The sequence below is a fragment of the Streptomyces sp. NPDC047022 genome (assembly GCF_040644155.1).
Classification (GTDB): Bacteria; Actinomycetota; Actinomycetes; order Streptomycetales; family Streptomycetaceae; genus Streptomyces.
Genome location: NZ_JBEYVV010000093.1, coordinates 1 through 1,962 on the forward strand (window position 1 = coordinate 1; position 1,962 = coordinate 1,962).

The 1,962-nt window shown below is 69.7% G+C and carries 3 protein-coding genes; 1 reads left to right on the plus strand and 2 read right to left on the minus strand.

Annotated elements, in window-relative coordinates; all coding sequences use genetic code 11:
* A partial coding sequence (locus tag ABZ845_RS31875) for a maltotransferase domain-containing protein (RefSeq protein WP_360987020.1) occupies positions 1-618 on the minus strand: 618 nt, incomplete at its 3' end.
* Between the two features lie 98 nt (positions 619-716).
* Positions 717-971: a DUF5133 domain-containing protein gene (locus ABZ845_RS31880; RefSeq protein ID WP_360987024.1), complete on the minus strand. Its 255-nt coding sequence runs from the start codon at positions 969-971 to the stop codon at positions 717-719.
* Positions 972-1,296: 325 nt separating this feature from the next.
* On the opposite strand from ABZ845_RS31880, the gene ABZ845_RS31885 reads away from it, so the two are divergent.
* On the plus strand, positions 1,297-1,827 hold the full coding sequence (locus ABZ845_RS31885) for a pep a2 (protein ID WP_360987027.1): 531 nt from the start codon (positions 1,297-1,299) through the stop codon (positions 1,825-1,827).
* Positions 1,828-1,962 lie beyond the last annotated feature (135 nt).

The following is a 1,962-nucleotide window of genomic DNA, read 5'->3' on the forward strand; positions in this document are numbered from 1 at the left end:
CAACGGCAACACCACCGACGACGACACCCCCTCACGCAACGGCCAACGCGCCAGCACCACCCCCACCTCAGGCGCCAACCCCGCCGCCAGACGGGCGACGGGCGGGCGGGACTCGTCCCGCAGCGCGAAGGCGGCGGCCAGCACCGTCTCTCGCGGCGGTCCCTCCGGAACCCCGGCAGCGGCCCGCTCGTACAGGTCCGCGCCCTCCTCCAGGACCAGTGCGACATCGATGCGCGCGGGGACTTTGATCCGCGCATGGCGCCGCCAGGTGCTGACCGGATCACCCCAGGCCTCCACGGCGTATGTCCAGGTGCCGACCGACGTCGGTGTCACCTCGGCGGCCCAGCGGTCCGAGCCCGGCTCCAGCTCGTGCATCGGGGTCCAGGGGCCGGGGCGTCCCTCCGGGTCCCTGAGGACGACGTCGGCGCCGATCGCGCCATGCCCTTCACCGAAGACCGTGGCGGTCACCTGGAAGGTCTCGCCTTCCACCGCCTTCGCCGGACGCCTGCCGCAGTCGACCGCCGGACGGACATCCAGGATCGGGATGCGTCCGATCGTGGGCCTCGCGCCCCCGGCGACGGGAATGCTCCCGTCCCGGTGCACGGCCTTCAGTTCCATGGGCTTCGTCTCCTCGGCCGATCCCGGGCCCCGCTCGGCACCGGCTCTCCGGTCCTCGGCACTTCGATCCTCGGTTCACCGCTCCGTACGGCCCGCGCCTACGCGTTCGCCGACGGTGTGGGCCAGGCGTCGCGCGCGGCTCGCTCGCGGGACCCACGGGAGTTCAGATACAGCTCGGCGGCGTCGACGGCCTCACGCGCGCAGCGCTTGCCCATCAGCACGCACAGGGTGTAGCCCGTGTTCTCGAAGTTGCCGCGTACCGCCCGGTTGTCGGGGGATGCGAGCATCAGGCGTTCCCACGCCCGGTACTGCTCGAGATGCCTGGCGACCTCGGCTCTGGCGGGTAGCAACATCGCACAGGTCACCTCCCAACCTCTTCGCAGGAGCACGGTTCCGGAAGGTCGCGGGTAGCGGTCCGGACGGTGCGCGAAGGCCGTGCGCGGAATGGGGTTGATCCGGCACGGCGATCGAGACCTTCACCCATGGTGCACGGTACGCCACGCAGCGTCCTGTTCGGAATTCAACTGCTGGGGCGCGTGTGCTTCGTGTTGCACGAATGGAGTAGTGACCTCACTCTTGGACTTACTCAGAAGCGATGAGTGCTCACGCTTCGTATTCGGGGCTCGGTCCGTGAGGGCCATGAGGAGCGAGAGCTTCGCCGGTGAGGAGCCAACGACGATGAAGACCGCAGCACCCTGCTACTACCACCTCGACGTGGAACTCAGCCCGGAGCGAATCGGTCAGGTCAAACGCATTCTGGCCGCCCATCTCCGGTACTGGGACCTGGAGATGCTCATCGAGCCCGTCTGCCGTTGCGCGGACACACTGTTGCGCACCATCGACGCACACGCGGCGGACAAGAACACCACCATCGAAATGTGGTGGAACGGTCAGCACCTCATCACCGCGGTCCAGGACAGCGAGCGGGACATACGGCCGCACTACGCCCCGGCCGGCTGCCTGGCGCAGATCGCCGCACTGAGCAATGGGTGGGGGTGCTGTGCCACCGACACCGGCGGAAAGATCATCTGGTTCTCCCAGCGCGCGCGGGCCGGCGACCACGCCCTGCTCGTGCCGACAGCCCCCGCACCGAGCCTGCGCGAGACACGCCCCATCCCCCGCGCCCTGCCGCTGAGGGCGGACTCCACGGTGCGGGAGCGGGAGACGGTGTCGGCGGGGCGGCAGGAGGCGGCACTGGCGCCGGTGTGACGACCGGCCACCTGCGTGGCGCACCCCGGCGGATCACCGCCATGCCGAGTGGTGGGGCCGGGTCACGGTTTGCCAGTGCCTGAACGCTTCCGTCGCGGATCAGCAGAGGCGGGGGGTGTCCGCAGTTCACGATCT